Genomic DNA, 17139 nt, shown 5'->3' on the forward strand with positions numbered 1-17139 from the left:
TAAAGTTGGCGGTTGTCTCTTTGTTTTTTGTTGGTGGATGTTATGCGGTCACTTTTCTTCACCTACCTGGTTCCGGCCCTGTTCGTCTGGCTCTGGAGTACGGGGTTCATCGGTGCCAAGTACGGCCTGCCGTACGCTGAACCCTTTACCCTGCTGCTGATCCGCATGCTGATAACCCTGGTGCTGTTGGCGGGGCTGGCCCGGTTGCTGAAAACCCGCTGGCCGGGCTGGCGGGGCGCCGGGCATCTGGCGGTCACCGGCCTGCTGGTTCATGGCTGCTATCTGGGCGGGGTCTACTATGCTATTCAGGGTGGCATGCCTTCCGGCATTGTATCGCTCATTGTGGGGCTGCAGCCACTGGTGACTGCAGCGGCGGCCGTGGTGTTTCTGCGCGAAGGGGTATCCGGGCGCCAGTGGCTGGGGTTGTTGCTGGGGCTGGTGGGCGTGACTCTGGTGTTGATGGAGAAATTCACCGGTGACCCGGGCGATACCTCCGGTTTTCCCTTGTGGACGCTGGTCTGGGCCTTTTTTTCGCTGGCCGGCATCTCGCTGGGTACCGTCTATCAGAAGCGCCATGGCACCCAGGCGGATCTGGTGGCCGGAACGTTGATCCAGTACAGCGCGGCGTCGGTGCTTTTTGCCATCGGTGCGTTTGCGTTGGAATCCCGGGAAGTGGACTGGACACTTCAGTTACAGCTGTCCATGGCCTGGCTGGTTCTGGGTGTGTCCATTGGTGCCATCCTGTTGCTGATGTGGCTGATCCGCCGGGGTGCCGCGTCCCAGGTGGCCAGCCTGTTTTATCTGGTGCCGCCGGTCACCGCGCTGGAAGCGTTCTGGCTGTTCGACGAGCGTCTGGGCGTGCTGGCCATGGCCGGTGGTTTGGTTTCGATCACCGGGGTTGCACTGGTGGTCACTCGCAAGGCCGTCCATGGCGGCCGGCAATAGCCGTTTTTATCCGAACGGTAATCCCTCCCGACAGGACGCGACACCGGCTTTGGGGTAAGGTTGCTAGCAACTGCGATACAGAAGGAAACACAGGGAATGAGCTATTGGCTGGTGGCGAACCCCAAGGCCGGTGACGGGCAGCGAGGTCGGGAATTCTGGCTGGAACAGCTTGCCGCAGCGGGTATTCACGATCCGCAGTGTCAGGACTTCGATCAGCAGGACTGGGCCGGGCAGGTGCAGCCGGATGATGTAGTGATGGTGGCCGGCGGTGATGGTTCCGTGAACATGGGCGCGCGCCTGTGCCTGGCGCGGAAGGCGGTTCTGGCCGTGTTGCCCTCGGGCACCGCCAATGATTTTGCCCGCAATCTGGACCTGCCCGAGCAGCCAGAGGCCCTGTGCGAGCTGATCCACGAAGGCCCGGTACAGACCGTGGATGTTGCGGAATTCGAGCAGCGGCTGTTTCTCAATGTGGCCCACATCGGATTGGGTACTGCGCCGGTGTGCGAAGCGGACGACACCAGCAAGAAGTGGTTCGGCCGCTTCAGTTATGGGCTGGGACTGTTGCGCAAACTCAGTGAGAAGCGGGGATTTCACGCCGAGATACGCTGTGACAAGGGCCGGGTGAGCGGGCGGTGGCTGTCTATCGCCATTGCCAACGGCGCCTTTTTCGGCGGCGGCAATGAGATACCGGAAGCCTGTGCCACCGATGGACAGCTTGAAGTTGTGGCGGTGCGCCCCAGGCCGCTGTTCCAGTTGTTGCTGACGGCATTGATGCTACGCTTCACGCGGAAATCGCCCCGCCGCACCAGTACGGTGGTGCACCTTAAAGGCAGCCGCTGCAGCGTGATTACCCGCAAGCCGAAAACGGTGACCGCCGATGGCGATGTGGCGACCAGGACGCCGCTCGAGGTGGTGTGCCGGCAACAGGTTCTGCGGGTTATCGGGCGCCAGGTGGTGGCCGCCGACGGCTCAGCCCAGCAGTAGCGGAATCACCAGCCCGGTGACCACCGCAAGCACAATAATCAGGAAAATCAGCTGCTTCCACGGGAAGCGTGGTTTTTCTTCGATTTGCAGTTCTTTCTCCAGATGCTCCCTCAGCAGGCGGGTGTTACGGGTGTTGGCCTTGTAGACGATGTCAAAGGCATCGCCGACGACCGGCACCATGCCCCCGAAGGTTTCCACCAGCATATTCTTGACCATGTGGGTTTGGACGCTGGTGCTGGCGCCGGCACGGTGAGCTTCCAGCAGCACGTACAGTGACAGCAGCAGCCCGATGACATCGCCCACCACCGGCAGCAGCCCGATAATCGGGTCGAGACCGAGACGGATTCTGGTGAACGGGATGCGGATGGCGGTATCCGTCAGGCGCGAGAATCGGTCCAGGCGTGCAAGCGTTGCCCGTTGACGCGCTCTCAGGTCGGTGGTCTGTGCCGCGCTGTCGCCATTGCTCATGGTGCTGTCTTCCTGCAGTAAAGTCCCCGTGTCGGGCCAGGTCATACTAACCCGCCGGCTCACTCGCCAGCCAGTATCCAGGCCGCTGCTTTTTCCGCAATCATCAACGTGGGTGAGTTGGTGTTGCCACTGGTGATGGTCGGCATGACCCCGGCATCCACCACACGCAGGCCGGATACTCCCCGTACCCTGAGGTGGGGATCGACCACTGCCATGGGGTCATCGGCCCGACCCATGCGGGTGGTGCCCACAGGGTGGAAGATGGTGGTGCCAATATCTCCGGCCAGACGAGCCAGCTCGTCGTCGCTCTGGAATTGGACGCCGGGCTTGTACTCCTCGGGTTGGTAGCAGGCAAAGGCAGGTTGCCCGGCGATGCGGCGGGTAACCCGCAGCGAGTCTGCGGCCACTTTGCGATCTTCCGCGGTGCTCAGGTAATTAGGCGCAATAGCGGGCGCGTCCTCGGGGTTGGCGCTGCGAATGCGTACGGTGCCGCGACTGGTCGGGTTGAGGTTGCATACGCTGGCGGTGATCGCCGGGAAGTCGTGCAGCGGCTGGCCAAAGGCGTCGAGGCTCAACGGTTGGACGTGGTACTGGATGTTGGCGTAGCGGTATTCGGCAAGGTTTTCCCCCACCCCGGGGAGGTCCTGCACCACGGGGATTCCATGCTGCTCCAGCAGCTCCGAGGGGCCGATCCCGGAAAGCTGCAGCAGTTGTGGCGAGCCGATGGCCCCTGCGCTCAGCAGCACCTCCCGGCTGGCGTGCACCACGACCTCACTCTGGCCCTGACGGGCCACCCGCACACCGGTGCAGCGGGCGCCACCGGTTGTTCCGGCATCCATGACCAGCCCAAGCACCCGGGTTGAATGCCAGACGGTGAGGTTGGGACGCTTCGCGGCTTTGCGGAGAAACGCTTTGGAGGTATTCCAGCGCCACCCCGACCGTTGGTTGACCTCGAAATAGTCGACGCCCTCATTGTCGCCGCGGTTGAAATCCCGGGTGCGGGGGACGCCCGCCTGCACCGCCGCGGCGGCGAAATCCTCAAGCACCTGCCAGCTCAGGCGCTGATGCTCCACCCGCCATTCCCCGCCGTGCCCGTGGAACCGGTGATGATCCGGATCCGCATCACCACCTTCGTCCATCCGGTAATGGTCTTCATGGCGCATGAAGTCGGGCAGACAGTTGTCCCAGCGCCAGGCGTCCTCTCCGGTGACCTCTGCCCAGTGATCGTAATCGCGGCGCTGGCCGCGGATATAGAGCATGCCATTGATACTGGAGCACCCGCCCAGGGTCTTGCCACGGGGGTAGATCAGCGAGCGACCGTTGAGCCCCGGCACAGGTTCGGTGCGAAATCGCCAGTCAGTGCGCGGATTGTCGATGCAGTACAGATACCCCACGGGAATGTGGATCCAGTGGTAATTGTCGCGACCGCCTGCTTCGATCAGCAGTACCCGATGGTTCGGGTTGATGCTGAGGCGGTCGGCCAGCAGGCAGCCAGCGGTTCCGGCACCCACGATGATGAAATCGAACGGCCCGGTCGTCGGGCTTGGGCTGTCAGTCATGTTGGTTAACCAGGTTGTTTTTGTTCTGTTGGTACAAACGTTTTAACTGAAATTACGCTCCAGCGCATCCCGGCGCTGACAATTTATGCCTCCGCCCGTGGGATACGTTTTGTCACTGAAATTTCTCCGCGAACCGGTAATCTGATGACTGGCATAAACGACCAGTTTCAGTGGCAATTTGTGACAGAGTGTCGCTTTCACAACTACCTGCTGAGTTCAACCAACGAATTCTGGACAAGGACACGAACAATAATGGTTACCCTGATGAAATCACTCGTTGCCGGGGCGCTGAGAAACGCAGCCCTGGGCTCTCTTCTCGTTCTGCTTTCCGGTGGCGGGGCGCTGGTGAACGCGTCGGAACGGCTGTACATCTTTACCGAGAACTATCCCCCCTACAACCAGTCCGCCACCGGCAAGGGCTTTGCCCACAACGAGGACGACATCACCGGCATTTGCAGTGAGATGGTGAAGGCCATGCTGGCGCGGGTCGACTACGACTACGTGATGAAAATGCGTGACTGGAGTTACGCTTATGACTGGGTCCAGGGTCGTGAGAACCACGGCCTGTTCTGCACCGCCCGTACCGAGCAGCGGGAGTCCCAGTTTCAGTGGGTGGGACCGCTGGCGCCCATCCAGTGGACATTGTTTGCGGCACCGGGCTCCGATATCACGCTGGACTCACTGGAAGACGCCAAGGGGTATCGCATCGCCGGTTACAAGGGCGATGTCATGTCCGATTATCTGGTTCGCCAGGGGTTTGATGTGGTGATGAGCATCTCCGGAGACGTTAACCCTCGGCGTCTCACTCTGGGTGAGGCCGATCTGTGGGTAACGGACGGGCTCGTCGGGCCACTGGTCGCCGAGCAGGAACACGGCATTTCCGGCCTGGTGCCGGTGCTGGTCTTCCGCGAAACCCCCATGTATCTCGCGCTGAGCAATGAGACCAATCCGGCAATCGTGACCGCCCTGCAAGGAGCACTCGATGAAGCCCGACGCTCGGGAGAGCTGGATGGGCTGGTCAGCCGCTCGGCACCGCCGGGGGAATGAAATACGTTGTGAAATTGCCGATCCTCGTATAGAACTTACAGGGTAGCTCCAACTTTCTTACGAGGATCGCCAATGGCTTTTTCACCCGAGTATCTTGCTGAACTGAACCTGCTGGCCCAGTTCCAGTCCACCTCGGCACAGGAGGGCATCAAGGTGCACCAGCATTCCGCCCCGGAGGCGTCTGTGAAGGCTGCGGAGCGCCTGCATCAGAAAGGGTTGATCACCCAGAAAGACGGTGGCTACCTGACAGCACTCGGCAGTGAGGCGGTGGAGCTCACCCAGAAGCTGCAGTCCATCCTGGCAAGCCGCTGAGTGGTTCAGGCCCTGGGGTCAGTACCACAAACCATGGTCGGAAGCCGGCCTCTGCCGTTCCAGCATAACGCCTTTGCCCTCCAGAATACGTAACAGGATCTGGGTGTCTTCCACGTTCAGGAAGCTACCCAGGGCCACGTCCTCCCCCCGATGGCTGATGAACAGTTTCGGTGGGGTAAAGCCGTGGCGTGGCAACTTGACCTGGACCCGGGTATAGGCACGGGGGAACCGCCACTCCCGTTGCTTGGTTCTGCGTCCTTTCTCCAGGGTGACCGACTCCGCCGTGACGATCAGAACCTCCTGGGCCTGGCAGGCCCGGGAGGTCAGGTAGATACCGGCTGCGAGCGCCAACAGTTCCAGCCCGGCGAAGGGCACGATTACCCAGGCACCGGCCAGTGCCATGCCGACCGATATCACCAATGACACCGCAAACAGTGCCATCCAGATACGCAGGTTGCCGGCCCAGCTCAGTGAGCGGTTGGGGGTGAGCAGCAGGCGCATGCCTTGCTCACAGTGCAGGTGCTCTACCATTCGCCTGACCCCGATGCGGGTATGATGTGACTATACGACGACGGCCCCGGTGCCGATGAGTGAACCTTATCTGACGAAGCCGTAATTCAAACGGGGCGCGGTAAACGACATACTTGTCTCTTCCAAGCATAGTTGCAGGTGCAGGGGAGTTCCCGTTTGGCCAAGAAATCGTTTCCATGCCGCCTTGGTGGTTATATTGCGTGGTCTGTTGCAGGATTGCTGGCGCTGGTCGTGGCAACGTTGTTGCTCATGAGATTCGTGAATCCCCCCACCTCCGCGTTCATGCTGGCGCACTGCCTGAGCTCGGAAGATGCCAGGGTGCATTACCAGTGGGTCGACTACCGGCGAATTTCCAAATGGATGCCACTGGCGGTGGTTGCCAGTGAAGATCAGCGTTTTCCGACCCATTGGGGCGTCGATTTCGCCGCCATCGGCAAGGCGTTGGAGGAATACCGGGCGGGCGAAGGGCTGCGGGGCGCCAGTACCATTACCCAGCAGACCGCAAAAAACCTGTTTCTCTGGAATGACCGCAGTTTCGTACGCAAAACCCTGGAAGCCGGGCTGGCTCTGGGGCTTGAGACCTTCTGGTCAAAGCAGCGCATCCTTGAGGTCTACCTCAACATCGCCGAGTTCGGCCCCGGCATCTATGGCGTGGAGGCGGCCAGCCGCGCCTATTTCGGTGTCAGCGCCCGCGATCTTTCCCGCTCCCAGGCAGCGCGACTGGCGGCGGTGCTGCCGAATCCGAAGGTACTCCGCGCCGGCGATCCGTCGCCGTATGTCTGGGAGCGGGCGGCCTGGGTTCAGCGGCAGATGCAGCAGCTGAACGGGCCGGGTTATCTGCAGGGGCTGTAGCGGAACCCCACGCACAGGTAACGAAATCGATACAGTGATTTTCTGGCACTGTGGCACTCTGAGCGAACGGGAGTCGCACCACCGGATGCGTAGTGTACGGATACCTGTCCGTGGATCGGCTCTGCTAGAGTAACTCGGTATCCCGTCTCTGCTAAAGGATCTGCGTTCGTTATGTCCAGACAGTCCACCCATTCCCAGAAGCTGCTGTTGTTCAGGCTCACCGGACAGAAGCTGTTTGCCATCGGGACCCTGAAAATCCGTGAAATTCTGCCATTTGCCCGGCTGACCAAACTCCCCCAAAGTCATTCCGCCGTGCTCGGCACCATGTCGTTCAGGGGCTCGGCAGTGCCGGTCATCGATATGGCGGCGGCGGTGGGCGGACGCCCACTGACCGCGGAAGAGCAGCAGGCCGGCTCGATCATTGTGACGGATATTCAGCGCCAGGAAATCGGTTTTGTGGTGCGCAGCGTCAACCGGATCATCGAGGCCGACTGGAAAAAGGTGCAGTCACCGCCTGCGGCATTGGGAGACCAGGCCTTTATCACCGGCCTGATCGATATGGACGGCGACCTGATTCAGCTGCTGGATGTGGAACTGCTGCTGTCCAAGGTATACCCCAGCGCCGTCGACACCCAGGCAGCGGCGTTGACCGACGTGGAAAGCGAGTCACTCAGGGCACAGCGGATTCTGCTGGTGGATGACTCGCAGGTGGCCCGCAAGCAGCTGTCCGATGTGCTCGACAGCAAAGGCATTTCCTATGAAGTCACCACCAATGGGCAGAATGCCCTGGACCGGCTGCTGGAGGCGCACCGTGGTGGCAATCCGGTGGATATTCTGGTCAGTGATATTGAAATGCCGGGGCTCGATGGCTACGAACTGGCGTTCAATATCCGCGACAACACCTCGCTGAGGCAGCCGTACATCATTCTGCACACCTCGCTGAACAGCGAGATGAGCCTGAGCTACGCTAATCAGGTCGGGGCCAACGAGGCTCTGACAAAGTTTGATGCCAACGAGCTGATGCAGGCCATGCTGCGGGGCGCGGCGAACTAGGCCGGCGTGAGGTTGGTTTACTGGCTGGCGCTGGCATGATGGATCTGGATGCCGGCACCCGCGTCAATTGAGGTTGCCAGCGCTGCAATCAATTCGCCGTTGTGCTGATAGATATCATCCCGCCAGTGCAGGGCGCCGTTTTCGTCGACCCAACTGGTCCAGTATTCAAGGCGGACCGGCACGGGATCCTCAAGGTAGACCTTGGTTAACTCCCTCGAGCTGAGCACGCTGTTCACCCGTTCCGCAGACCAGCCACGCTGGTTCGCCAACAGCCTCTGGGCCAGCTCCAGGGAGTCTTCCACGCGAATGCACCCGGAACTGAAGGAGCGCTGGCTGCGGCTGAACAGGTGGCGAGCGGGGGTGTCGTGCAGGTAGACGTCGAACTCGTTGGGAAACATGAACTTTACCTGCCCCAGGGCGTTTCCCGGCCCGGGTTCCTGGATCAGTTGAAACGGAAAATAGTCTTCGGAAAGTGCCCACCAATCGACATTGTCCGGATTGACCGGTTCGCGGTCCGGCCCCCATCCGCGGTAGAGCGAAAAACCGGAGTTGCGTAAATAATCGGGGTTCTGCCGAATCACCGGTAGCTGATCTTCAATCATGATGCTTCGTGGTACAGTCCAGCTGGGATTGAAAACCAGCTGGCGGATGCTGTCGTGGAACAGAGGCGTGGGCCGGAAGGGCCGCCCGACGATCACGCGACTGCGGAAAACCACTTCGCCCTGCTGAACCATGCGAAGCTCGAAGCCGGCAACATTAACAACGACCTGGGTGCCAGTGCTTTCCTCCGGAAGCCAGCGCCATCGTTCCAGGTTGGCGTCGATCTGTGCCAGGCGTTCGGCCGGCGTGAGGTTCAGCGCGGCCACCGTGGACGTGCCAATCAGGCCGTCTGTATCCAACCCGTGGCGGGCCTGAAAGCGTTTAACCGCCGACACCAGTGTGCTGTCGTACTCCGAGCCGGCACTGCTGTGGCTGACCGGCAGCGGGTGATCGCCGAGCAGGGTCAGGCGCTGGCGGATAAGCGGTAGCCGGGTATCCCCGGCACCTGGTCGTATGGTGGTGCCGTCGGCAATTGCTGGCCAGGTGGCATCCTGCAGCGCGTCGACGCTGTCTCTGGCGAGCAGCAGCCGTTGATAACCCGGCCCGGACGGAGCCAGCCGTTGCAGCGCCGCTTCAACCTCCTGTTGTTCCAGGCCCTGCGCCAGACGCTGTCCGGCCATATGCCCGCGTGCCCCGGTTACCCTCGCCGGTGTCAGGCTGTCGGGATTCACTTTGCCGTGCAGAAGGTGGGACGCCAGCAGCAGTGCGCTATCGGTCAGCAGCATGTCCAGCTCGGCGAGGGTTTCGCCGTCCAGCGCGCCGGCGCCGTTGGCAGCCAGGCCAACCATGCGCTGCAGACGGCTGAAGTGGTAATCCGAGGGCGTCAGGCCGTGGCGCTCGGATGCCGCGATGACATTGAGAAGGGCAGCCCGATCCGCTGGTCGGGTCCAGGCCAGCGTATAGTCGCGTTGACGATAGAAGTGGGACAGGGCGTTTTCGGTGGAGAGCATGCGGCCAAGTGCGCTGACGGGGAAATCCAGGTCGATGGCGCCCATGCGGCTGCGAATCACATCGTTGGTATGGCCACACAGGGACCACAGGCACATCACAGTCAGAAAAATCCCTCTCACTGCCATCGAACCAGAGATCATCCTTCCTCTCCAACTTTAAAACGTTAGTTCCTCATCACCATCCTAGACCTTTCTCGCGACATACAAAAGCGGAGCCTGACGCGCAGGCCCCGCGTGACATGTGTTTTGTATTTCCCGTCAGCCGGCGCGGCCGAACACTTTCTCGAAGAAGCCGATTTCCCGGGTGTCGGGGATGGGCAACTGGTCAAGCTCGACCATGGCCCGACGCCAGAACTGGTCGGGCTCATCCAGTGCGCTCGCGAGCTTGCGTTCCTGCTCACTAAAGGAGTTGTGCTCGCCGCCAAGGCCTGCGGCTATGAGTTCACGCGTCCACAGGTAGATGGCAGCGCGGATGGTCTTCAGCACGCCGCCGTAGGTGTCGCGGCTGACATTGATGGCGAGTTCGGCACTGAGGTTGATCTGGGCCTGCAGTTCTGACATCTGCTCCTGGGGAAGCGCAATGCGGTTGCCATTGCCTTTCTTGCAGTTAGCGCAGGTTTTCTCAAGCGATCGGATGCCCTCAAGCAGGTCCAGCCGGCCGTGTTCGGCTTTCTGAACCTCGTCCACCGGTGCCGGAATCCAGCCATACTGGGGTGAGCGCGCCACAATGTGGCCGGGAAGGTCACGGCGATACGGCGGAGCCTTGGCCGGCTCGCTGTAGCCTTCAAACTCTGCTCGTAGCCAGGCCGCCATTTTCCGGTGCCTGAGCATCATGGCCAGCGTAATGGCCGAAGGCATTAACTCCTCCAGCATGTCGGTGGCGTCTTTGATCCGTTCCTCCAGATGGTTAACCGGTGCGGACATGCCTGTTCTCCATTTTTTCCGGCAGCTCCGGGAGCCGCCTTGTTGTTATTGTGAATGATGGGGGCAGGCTGTGGTCCTTGCCCTGGCTAAAAAGTAGTCAGAGAGTGGTCGCGCATCCGTTGTAAAATGTAAGCGATTTGTTACCGAAGGTAAGGTGTGCTCATTGAAGGAATCGCTGATATTGACTGAAATCAACACGCACCCGGCCATACCGGCGTAGTCTGAGATGTCATACTCGGTAGCAGGGCCTCAGGATGGACACCGCACCTGACTTTACCGCCCGCCGTCTCGCCATGGTGGAGCACCAGATTCACGCCCGCGGTATTTCATCGCCGCTCGTTCTGGACGCCATGGGCCGGGTGCGGAGAGAAAAATTCGTACCTGCCGCCAACCGCGAACAGGCCTATGATGACGGCCCGCTGTCGATCGGACTGGGGCAAACCATTTCCCAGCCCTACGTGGTGGCGTTGATGGTCGAGGCGCTGGGACTGCAGGGTGGAGAGAAAGTGCTGGATGTTGGCACCGGCTCTGGCTACGGCGCGGCGGTTCTGGCCTGCATCGCCAGCGAGGTCTTTGGTATCGAACGACTGTCGACGCTGGCGCAACGGGCGCGCCGGGTGTTGCTCGCCGAAGGTTTCCTGAATGTGCATGTGCAGTGCGGTGACGGCACGGTGGGCTGGCCCGGTGCAGCACCATTCGATGGCATCATTGTCGCCGCCGGCGGTCCTGACGTTCCGGAAACACTCAAGGTTCAGTTGGCGACGGGGGGGCGGCTGGTGATGCCGGTTGGCTCGGAGTTTGGCGGGCAGGAGCTGGTGCGTATCACTCGCCAAACGCCGTCCCGGTTCCGGCGCGAGACCCTCGGCGGAGTACGTTTCGTTCCCCTGGTCGGTGCCGAGGGCTGGCCGGAGGGAAACCGCTGACCGGTCAGCCGGAATGAGTGCTTTCGAAAATTTTGTCCGCCGACGCGGCCACAAAGCCCGGATACAGCTTGCCGGAGGCGTCGGTGTAGCGCAGGGCAAACTCGTAGAAACAGCTGGGGATGGTTGCCGTGCGGTCGGTGAACCTTACGGGCATCCTGTCTGCCATGGTGGAAGACTGCTCCAGCAACTCCTCTGGCGAGCCTTTCACTTCACCACCGGAGTCGTTCACCCGATAGCCATTGGCTTTCAGCAGTTGATTGATGGCTTCGACACTGTGGTACTGCCCCAACTGATTGATGCTGACGGTGAAATGGTTGGCACGGAATCCCCAGGCGGCGAGCCAGGCGGCGTACTCGCTTTCGGCCAGCAGGGCCTGGTAGGTCGCGTAGTCCAGATGCCAGTGGCGGCCGGAATAAAGAAAGTTGTCGGCCTTGACGCTCTCGGGTTTGACCTCGTCCACCAGTGTCCGGGCAATGCTCTGCAGCTCGGGTGAGCACTGTTCCGTCAACAGTTCCGAGATGAAAACCTTGGGAGCCAGCGGGTCCGGGTGTTCGTAGTGCCGGGCATAGAGTTTCTTGGCTTCAAAATGATAGTCACCGCCGCAGTAGTAACCCAGCGAAGTAAAGTGCGCCGCCAGGGCCTCGAGTCCGACCGGGTCGAGATTGAAGGTGCGCAGTGCGATGTGGTCATTGACAATTCGCTGGCCCTCTTCCGCGCCCAGTATCCGGTGGATGGCCTCGGCGGAAGGTGTCACGGTGCGGTAGTCCTCCCACAGGTGATCAAACAACAGAGTGCGGTCAGTGTGCATAGTGAGCCTCCGTGTTGGGCGATTCAGGGTCGTACGCTGCCCGGTTTGCGGCCTGAGCCAGGGGTAAAAAGCGGGCCGCGGCACCGGTCTCCAGGTTGAGTCTGTCGGCCAGCGAGCGCGGCACGGTCAGCATCTGACGGTGAGGGAGCCAGTCGGCAGCCTCGGTGACCGAGGCGCGGAAACCGAGGGTGTCTGTATTGGCCAGCAGCATGGGCCGGTGTCGGTTACCGGGCTGATTTCGGGTGATCGCGGGGATGTCGTCGTCCACCACCTGAACCCGGCAGTGCCTCGAATGCTGGACGCTGGCAATACGCCCCAGCGGGGCCTCCACGGTGGGCCCGGCGTCGAGAAGATCCACGTAGCCGTGGTGGCGGAAGCCTTCTTCCAGCAGCATTTTCAAGGCCGGTCGGGTGTGCTGATGGACCTGGCCGATCGTGCGCCGTGCCTCGTCACTCATGTTGGCGGTAAACAGTGGGTTTTCCGGCAGCAGGCTATCCAGCAGGCGGGTATTGCCCGTGGCAACCAGCTGGGTAACGGTGGCAAATTCCAGGTTGCCGGCCTGGGTTTTGAGCCAGTTCCAGAACGGTGGCTGACCGCGATCATTGGCAACCCCCCGCATCTCAGCAATCACGGTCGATGCGAACCGCTGAGGGTGCTGGGCCATGAACAGAAAACGCACTTTCGACAGCAGTTTGCCCGCGTGGGCCTTGCGAAACGCCGCGCCGCGATAGGCCGGCCGCAGGTACAGGCTGCAGATCTCGGAGTATCCGGTGTAGTGATTGCACCGGGTTAGCCGTTCGTGCGTGGTGCCCGCCACCGCACCACGCCGGAAGTGCTCCAGCGGGCGCTCGTGCCCGGCGTAGGCTTCAATGCCGGTGGTCCCCATGATCTCGCCGGTGTCAGTATCCACAAGAACGAACAGGTATTGCTCGTCTTTCGGTTGTGTCACCGCCCGTCCAAAACTGTCCATGCTGCGCGCAATCTTGCGCTCGAGAAACGCCGGGTCATCGGTCAGCGAGGTGAACCCCGGGCCGGATTCCCGGGCGATGGTGAGCAGGGCTGGCAGATCCTGTGGCTGGATCGGACGAATGATCATGGGCGTGTCCCCGGACGACTGAATCAGGATTCTTGTATTGCGGTCAGTATGAAAGGGGTTGGTGTCGGTTTGTAGTGGCAGAATAACCGGAATAATGAAAAGATCAGTCAAAATGACGGAGTAAAGTGGCGTTATGCTCGGAAAGCAGGATCAGAAGCTGTTATTGCTGTTGCGGCAAAATGCGCGAACCAGCGTGTCCGACCTCGCGCGGGCACTTAATTTGTCCCGGTCAACGGTGCAGAACCGCCTGGCCCGCCTCGAAAGCGGTGGGGTTATCAAAGGGTACTCGGTGCAGTTGGGCGACGCCTTTGCGGCGAATCAGGTCGAAGCGCATGTGTCCATCAAGGTGGTACAGAAGCTGACGTCGAGAACCAACGCGGCGCTGGAGAACATCAGCCAGGTGGCGCAATTGTTTTCGGTCAGTGGTGAGTACGACCTGATCGCCATTGTGCAGGCGCAGTCACTGGAAGAGCTCAGTGCGGTGCTGGACGAGATCGGCAATCTGGAGGGTGTCGAGCGCACCAATTCGGCGGTGGTATTGGAAACACGGTTTCGTCGCTGAAACGTTGCGCCCGATCCCTGGGCGCGGTCATCACGATTGGTCGGTCAGCGTCGTCTGGTTCAGCAACGACGGCTTCTTCAGCGCTTTGCCGAACAGTTCTTTTTCTTCGGCGATCGCCAGCGCCGCTTTTTCCGCCAGCGCCTCATCCATGCCCTCTACCCGTGCCTGCAGGAACTGGGTAATCTCTTCAGCCAGTTCCAGCACCTTGTCTCGGGCATCAGCGTCGGCTTTGGATGAAAAGAGCAGGGTATCCGGGTTCTTCAGCGCCATCTCCAGTCCATCCCTTTCCGAGTAATACAGTGCCTGTACAGCCATGAATCTCTCCAATGGGGCCCACACCAGTATGTCGGTGCGGGGCAGTTGTTACGTACGAGGCAGTGTATCGCGTAAAACTGTATATGTATACAGTTGTCGGGCTGGTGTGCGTGCAGTTGATCACGCCGGGGTGATGACAAAACCCTGTGCCGGAAAATGCACATGGACGGTGCCGGTTCGGGCGTGTTCCCGTTTCAGGATGGTGGTCTGGTCATCGCTGAACAGCAGCAGGCCGCGGACCGGATCGCGGCCGTAATCGTCCGGTGCCACGTCCACGTTCTGCCCGGTCAGCGGATGTTCCGAGGCGGACGCCAGCATCCGGGGATCGGAATTTCTGGCGATATCCAGCGCCTGGTCGCCGGTAATATCCGCCGGCTGGCCGTGCCCGAACGCTTTCATACGCTGCATCCAGCTTGCGACCCGGGGGTAATCCCTGAGCCAGGGTTTACCGGCCAGATCGCACACAAACCAGAGGCTGTGATAGGCCGAAAAATCCGCGATGCAGGGCGAGGGCCCGAACAGAAAATCCTGATCCAGCATGCTTTCCATCTGGGCCATGTGCGCAAGCACCCGGGCTTTGGCCTGGGGGCCTTTCAGGGCTTTGACCCGGGACCCGCGTCCCATGGCAATGCGATCCTTCAGAAACCGGAAGGCATTAATCAACGAGGTTTCCCGGATCAGCTTTTTAAGCATGCGGCCGTCACTGGCGGCAATCACACAGGCGAGAAAGACCTTGAGGTCGGTTTCACGTACAAATGCCTGAACCTCCTCCGGCTGCTGGTCAAGGATCAGTTCGGACTTTCCGCTGAGACGGGCAATTTCCCGGGCCACCGTGCGGGTGTCGCAGAACACGTCGGCGCCGATCTGGGCAACCGGAATCTTGCGGTAGCCGCCGGCCAGCACGTCCAGAACCGGGCGAGGCGGCATTTCCTTCACAGTAACTGACTGCCAGGGCAGGCCGGCATAGCCAAGCATTGCCCGGGCTTTTTCGCCAAACGGTGACATGGGGTAGTGATAGAGGATCAGTTCATGCATGGCTATTGGTCCGTCGCTGTAAGGAAGTGCCGAGCATACACGGACCGCAGCGCAATGTGTGAAGGCCGGGGTGAATCTGGCCTAAGAGGTCAGTAAACCCGCAGAGGCACAATAAAGAAAAGCGGCGGAGCCGATGAGGATGAGCCCCCAGGCAGGAAAGATCAGGTACGAGCGACTTGTTGTTTTCATAGGCACCTCCATCAGTGGCCCTGTTTATTACGCTACGTAGCTAACTGTAGACCATCCCGCGCACCTGTCACGACAGGATTGCGCAGCAGGTCGCAATAGAGTAAGAAACTGTCAGTGGCCGCGGTAATCGTGGCTATTGAGGAAAGCTGGAATACCGGTAGTATGCGGATAACACAATAAAAATCCGATGACGGACAGAATAACAACAAGGAGCCTGACATGGCCGTAGAACTAGAGAAGCAGACTTCCCTGCATTGCCTGTATTACTGGGCGAAACAAACCCCGGATAACGTGTACCTGACCCAGCCATTTCCGGATGGGCGGGTTGAGGACATCACCTGGCAGCAGGCCGCGGATCAGGTTTCCCGCATGGCGGCTCATCTCATCAGTCTTGATTTACCCGAGCGCAGCAATATTGCCATTCTGGGCAAGAACAGCGCCCACTGGATTCTCTCAGATCTGGCCATCTGGGCGGCAGGGCATGTCTCGGTGCCGTTGTACCCAACCCTCAATGGCGATACCGCGGCTTACGTTCTGGAACACAGTGAAGCCCGTTTGCTGTTTCTGGGCAAGCTGGACGGCACCGCCGATGGCTGGAATGACATCAAGGGCCACATTCCGGCGGAACTGCCGATCATCTCCCTGCCGCTGTCGCCGCGGGACGACACCCCAAAATGGCAGCAGATCGTTGGCCAGTGTGAGCCGGCAGAACCGAAACTGCCCGATCCCGATGCGCTGGCGACCATCGTGTACACGTCCGGTAGCACCGGCCGCCCGAAAGGCGTGATGCACAGTTTCCGCACCATGATTTCGGTGGCCGACGGTCTGCAGCAGCTGTTCCCGGTTTCCTCCGACGAACGCATGTTGTCGTACCTGCCCCTGGCCCACGTTGCCGAGCGGGCGGCGGTGGAAACCCAGTCGCTGTATTACGGCTTCCACCTGTATTTCGCCAACTCGCTGGATACCTTCCAGGAGGATCTGCAACGGGCACGGCCGACGCTGTTTTTCTCGGTGCCGCGGTTGTGGATGAAGTTCTATCTGGGGGTTAACGCCAAATTGCCGCCGAAGAAACAGAAGCTGCTGTTCAGCATTCCGTTGCTGAATTCGCTGGTGAAGAAGAAGGTGTTGAAGCAATTGGGGCTCGATCATTGCCGCGCCGCATTGACCGGGGCGGCGCCCCTGTCGGCGGAAATCATTGGCTGGTATCGCAACCTTGACCTGGAATTGCTGGAAGTGTATGGCATGTCCGAGAACTTCGGATATTCCCACGCGAACCGTCCCGGTCAGGCCAAAGTGGGCACCGTTGGTATGGCCAACCCGGGGGTTGAGCACCGCCTCGGCGAGGGCGGAGAGGTTGAGGTTAAAAGCCCGGGCCAGATGCTCGGTTATTACAAGAACGAAGAGAAAACCCGGGAAGATGTTACCGACGACGGCTTCCTGAAAACCGGCGACATGGGCGAGATCGACGCGGACGGGTGCCTGCGCATTACCGGCCGGGTCAAGGATCTGTTCAAGACCTCCAAAGGCAAGTACGTGGTGCCGGTGCCAATCGAAAACCGTTTCAACCACCCCAAGGCGGAAGTGGTGTGTGTGGCTGGCGCCAATCAGCCGCAGCCGTGCCTGATGGTGCTGCTGTCGGAAGAGGCGCGGGAAGAGCTGGATACTGGTGGTAGCCGTGAGGCGCTTGAACAGGAGCTGGCGCGGGAACTGGATGCGGTGAACGCCGCGTGCGAGGCTCATGAGAAACTGGCGTTCGTGGTGGTGGTCAAGGAACCCTGGACCATGGAGAACGGCATGTTGACGCCCACCATGAAAATCAAGCGCAATGTGATCGAGAACTACTATACCCGCAAGATGGACGAGTGGTTCGGGCAGAAGGCAAAGGTGGTCTGGGAATTCTGAGTTCCCAACGCAAAACGCCGGCGGTCCGTGTGTGCGGGCCTGCCGGCGTTTTCAAATTCCCTTTTCACATCCCTGCGTTGTCAG

Annotated in this window: 18 protein-coding genes; 9 read left to right on the forward strand and 9 right to left on the reverse strand. The window is 60.5% G+C overall.

What is annotated here, in order from left to right:
• Positions 1 to 42 precede the first annotated feature (42 nt).
• Positions 43 to 945 carry a DMT family transporter gene (locus tag DYI22_RS10510; protein WP_213477989.1) on the forward strand — a complete coding sequence of 301 codons (903 nt, stop codon included), beginning with the start codon at positions 43 to 45 and terminating at the stop codon, positions 943 to 945.
• A gap of 96 nt (positions 946 to 1041) precedes the next feature.
• Positions 1042 to 1929, forward strand: a complete 888-nt coding sequence (locus DYI22_RS10515; RefSeq protein ID WP_213477990.1) for a diacylglycerol/lipid kinase family protein — start codon at positions 1042 to 1044, stop codon at positions 1927 to 1929.
• On the opposite strand, the gene DYI22_RS10520 is transcribed toward DYI22_RS10515, so the two are convergent.
• Together DYI22_RS10520 and DYI22_RS10525 are read right to left on the reverse strand one after the other, a co-directional pair.
• Positions 1915 to 2442, reverse strand: a complete 528-nt coding sequence (locus DYI22_RS10520; protein ID WP_228300959.1) for a DUF4112 domain-containing protein — start codon at positions 2440 to 2442, stop codon at positions 1915 to 1917. The two genes, DYI22_RS10515 and DYI22_RS10520, sit on opposite strands and share 15 nt — an antisense overlap.
• A 14-nt stretch (positions 2443 to 2456) precedes the next feature.
• The gene (locus tag DYI22_RS10525; RefSeq protein ID WP_213477991.1) at positions 2457 to 3956 is read right to left on the reverse strand and encodes a GMC family oxidoreductase; all 1500 of its coding nucleotides are present in this window, start codon (positions 3954 to 3956) and stop codon (positions 2457 to 2459) included.
• Positions 3957 to 4220: 264 nt separating this feature from the next.
• Between DYI22_RS10525 and DYI22_RS10530 the strand changes: the two genes are divergently transcribed.
• Positions 4221 to 5003 (forward strand): substrate-binding periplasmic protein, encoded by a 783-nt coding sequence (locus DYI22_RS10530; protein WP_416234589.1) that lies wholly within the window; start codon positions 4221 to 4223, stop codon positions 5001 to 5003.
• A 72-nt stretch (positions 5004 to 5075) separates the two neighbouring features.
• A complete protein-coding gene (locus DYI22_RS10535) occupies positions 5076 to 5315 on the forward strand; it encodes a TIGR02647 family protein (protein ID WP_213477993.1) in 240 nt (79 codons plus the stop codon).
• A gap of 18 nt (positions 5316 to 5333) precedes the next feature.
• On the opposite strand, the gene DYI22_RS10540 is transcribed toward DYI22_RS10535, so the two are convergent.
• Entirely contained in the window at positions 5334 to 5846 is a 513-nt protein-coding gene (locus tag DYI22_RS10540; RefSeq protein WP_213477994.1) for a DUF2244 domain-containing protein, read from the reverse strand.
• 156 nt (positions 5847 to 6002) lie between these two features.
• Here DYI22_RS10540 and mtgA point away from each other — a divergent pair, with 156 nt between their 5' ends.
• Positions 6003 to 6698 carry a monofunctional biosynthetic peptidoglycan transglycosylase gene (gene mtgA, locus DYI22_RS10545; RefSeq protein ID WP_228300960.1) on the forward strand — a complete coding sequence of 232 codons (696 nt, stop codon included), beginning with the start codon at positions 6003 to 6005 and terminating at the stop codon, positions 6696 to 6698.
• 171 nt (positions 6699 to 6869) lie between these two features.
• Positions 6870 to 7751, forward strand: a complete 882-nt coding sequence (locus DYI22_RS10550; RefSeq protein WP_213477995.1) for a chemotaxis protein — start codon at positions 6870 to 6872, stop codon at positions 7749 to 7751.
• 17 nt (positions 7752 to 7768) lie between these two features.
• Here DYI22_RS10550 and DYI22_RS10555 read toward each other — a convergent pair whose 3' ends face one another.
• The gene (locus DYI22_RS10555) at positions 7769 to 9427 is read right to left on the reverse strand and encodes a L,D-transpeptidase family protein (RefSeq protein WP_213477996.1); all 1659 of its coding nucleotides are present in this window, start codon (positions 9425 to 9427) and stop codon (positions 7769 to 7771) included.
• A gap of 132 nt (positions 9428 to 9559) precedes the next feature.
• On the reverse strand, positions 9560 to 10225 hold the full coding sequence (locus DYI22_RS10560) for a hypothetical protein (protein ID WP_213477997.1): 666 nt from the start codon (positions 10223 to 10225) through the stop codon (positions 9560 to 9562).
• A 254-nt stretch (positions 10226 to 10479) separates the two neighbouring features.
• Here DYI22_RS10560 and DYI22_RS10565 point away from each other — a divergent pair, with 254 nt between their 5' ends.
• Entirely contained in the window at positions 10480 to 11148 is a 669-nt protein-coding gene (locus DYI22_RS10565) for a protein-L-isoaspartate(D-aspartate) O-methyltransferase (RefSeq protein ID WP_213477998.1), read from the forward strand.
• A 4-nt stretch (positions 11149 to 11152) separates the two neighbouring features.
• Here DYI22_RS10565 and DYI22_RS10570 read toward each other — a convergent pair whose 3' ends face one another.
• A complete protein-coding gene (locus DYI22_RS10570; protein ID WP_213477999.1) occupies positions 11153 to 11956 on the reverse strand; it encodes a DUF1338 domain-containing protein in 804 nt (267 codons plus the stop codon).
• A complete protein-coding gene (locus DYI22_RS10575; protein ID WP_213478000.1) occupies positions 11946 to 13052 on the reverse strand; it encodes an arginine N-succinyltransferase in 1107 nt (368 codons plus the stop codon). Before DYI22_RS10575 ends, DYI22_RS10570 begins: the two co-directional genes overlap by 11 nt.
• Positions 13053 to 13185: 133 nt before the next feature.
• Between DYI22_RS10575 and DYI22_RS10580 the strand changes: the two genes are divergently transcribed.
• Positions 13186 to 13614, forward strand: a complete 429-nt coding sequence (locus DYI22_RS10580) for an Lrp/AsnC family transcriptional regulator (RefSeq protein ID WP_213478001.1) — start codon at positions 13186 to 13188, stop codon at positions 13612 to 13614.
• A 30-nt stretch (positions 13615 to 13644) separates the two neighbouring features.
• Here the strand turns inward: DYI22_RS10580 and DYI22_RS10585 are convergent, their stop codons facing one another.
• Both DYI22_RS10585 and DYI22_RS10590 read right to left on the reverse strand, forming a co-directional pair.
• Positions 13645 to 13929, reverse strand: coding sequence for a YebG family protein (locus tag DYI22_RS10585; RefSeq protein ID WP_213478002.1), 285 nt, complete (start codon positions 13927 to 13929; stop codon positions 13645 to 13647).
• A gap of 120 nt (positions 13930 to 14049) precedes the next feature.
• On the reverse strand, positions 14050 to 14964 hold the full coding sequence (locus DYI22_RS10590; RefSeq protein ID WP_213478003.1) for a glutathione S-transferase family protein: 915 nt from the start codon (positions 14962 to 14964) through the stop codon (positions 14050 to 14052).
• Positions 14965 to 15372: 408 nt separating this feature from the next.
• Between DYI22_RS10590 and DYI22_RS10595 the strand changes: the two genes are divergently transcribed.
• Positions 15373 to 17055, forward strand: coding sequence for an AMP-binding protein (locus DYI22_RS10595; protein WP_213478004.1), 1683 nt, complete (start codon positions 15373 to 15375; stop codon positions 17053 to 17055).
• Positions 17056 to 17139: the final 84 nt, after the last annotated feature.

This window comes from Marinobacter lipolyticus, from assembly GCF_018424605.1.
Lineage (GTDB): Bacteria > Pseudomonadota > Gammaproteobacteria > Pseudomonadales > Oleiphilaceae > Marinobacter > Marinobacter lipolyticus_B.

Excerpts from the sequence above, each read along its gene's own strand:
- DYI22_RS10575 (WP_213478000.1), bottom strand. The coding sequence starts at position 13,052 with ATGATCATTCGTCCGATCCAGCCACAGGATCTGCCAGCCCTGCTCACC.
- DYI22_RS10590 (WP_213478003.1), bottom strand. The coding sequence starts at position 14,964 with ATGCATGAACTGATCCTCTATCACTACCCCATGTCACCGTTTGGCGAA.
- DYI22_RS10540 (WP_213477994.1), bottom strand. The coding sequence starts at position 5,846 with ATGGTAGAGCACCTGCACTGTGAGCAAGGCATGCGCCTGCTGCTCACC.
- DYI22_RS10570 (WP_213477999.1), bottom strand. The coding sequence starts at position 11,956 with ATGCACACTGACCGCACTCTGTTGTTTGATCACCTGTGGGAGGACTAC.
- DYI22_RS10595 (WP_213478004.1), top strand. The coding sequence starts at position 15,373 with ATGGCCGTAGAACTAGAGAAGCAGACTTCCCTGCATTGCCTGTATTAC.
- DYI22_RS10530 (WP_416234589.1), top strand. The coding sequence starts at position 4,221 with ATGAAATCACTCGTTGCCGGGGCGCTGAGAAACGCAGCCCTGGGCTCT.
- DYI22_RS10515 (WP_213477990.1), top strand. The coding sequence starts at position 1,042 with ATGAGCTATTGGCTGGTGGCGAACCCCAAGGCCGGTGACGGGCAGCGA.
- DYI22_RS10525 (WP_213477991.1), bottom strand. The coding sequence starts at position 3,956 with ATGACTGACAGCCCAAGCCCGACGACCGGGCCGTTCGATTTCATCATC.
- DYI22_RS10580 (WP_213478001.1), top strand. The coding sequence starts at position 13,186 with ATGCTCGGAAAGCAGGATCAGAAGCTGTTATTGCTGTTGCGGCAAAAT.
- DYI22_RS10560 (WP_213477997.1), bottom strand. The coding sequence starts at position 10,225 with ATGTCCGCACCGGTTAACCATCTGGAGGAACGGATCAAAGACGCCACC.
- DYI22_RS10535 (WP_213477993.1), top strand. The coding sequence starts at position 5,076 with ATGGCTTTTTCACCCGAGTATCTTGCTGAACTGAACCTGCTGGCCCAG.
- DYI22_RS10565 (WP_213477998.1), top strand. The coding sequence starts at position 10,480 with ATGGACACCGCACCTGACTTTACCGCCCGCCGTCTCGCCATGGTGGAG.
- DYI22_RS10555 (WP_213477996.1), bottom strand. The coding sequence starts at position 9,427 with ATGGCAGTGAGAGGGATTTTTCTGACTGTGATGTGCCTGTGGTCCCTG.
- DYI22_RS10585 (WP_213478002.1), bottom strand. The coding sequence starts at position 13,929 with ATGGCTGTACAGGCACTGTATTACTCGGAAAGGGATGGACTGGAGATG.
- DYI22_RS10510 (WP_213477989.1), top strand. The coding sequence starts at position 43 with ATGCGGTCACTTTTCTTCACCTACCTGGTTCCGGCCCTGTTCGTCTGG.
- DYI22_RS10520 (WP_228300959.1), bottom strand. The coding sequence starts at position 2,442 with ATGACCTGGCCCGACACGGGGACTTTACTGCAGGAAGACAGCACCATG.
- DYI22_RS10550 (WP_213477995.1), top strand. The coding sequence starts at position 6,870 with ATGTCCAGACAGTCCACCCATTCCCAGAAGCTGCTGTTGTTCAGGCTC.